A 383-nucleotide genomic window follows, 5' to 3' on the forward strand; every position below is an offset into this window, starting at 1 on the left:
CCAGTTTTTTCGTGGATTGCGTGATGTGTTACTTTCACTGCATCACGTAAATAAGTGATTTCATGTTCACCGATGAAGGATAACGCTTTAGAATAGTCGAACGTTACATGTGTACTCATCTTTTTCCCTCCAATTATGGATATGTATTTCTGTATTCACTTTAGCGAAACTGAAGTTGTAAATCAAGCGATTAGGCAATTGTAAACGTAACCAATATATATTTTTTAGAAAAAGTTCATTTTTTGCATAAAAATTCGCATTTTTCGGTATAGATGTATATACATCCTTTTCTAAACATTTTTTATGTATAAAAACAACATAACTACCCCATTCTATAAAAGAGTTAATTAACTCATCGCTTGCTCATGCTTCACAATTAAGGG

The 383-nt window shown here is 31.9% G+C and carries 1 protein-coding gene; it reads right to left on the reverse strand.

Annotated features, from left to right (window positions below; genetic code table 11):
- On the reverse strand, positions 1-119 hold a 119-nt coding region (locus MR107_RS30505; RefSeq protein WP_242293192.1), incomplete at its 3' end, for a hypothetical protein.
- Positions 120-383 lie beyond the last annotated feature (264 nt).

It is taken from the genome of Bacillus cereus group sp. BfR-BA-01441, assembly GCF_022663075.1.
Classification (GTDB): Bacteria; Bacillota; Bacilli; order Bacillales; family Bacillaceae_G; genus Bacillus_A; species Bacillus_A cereus.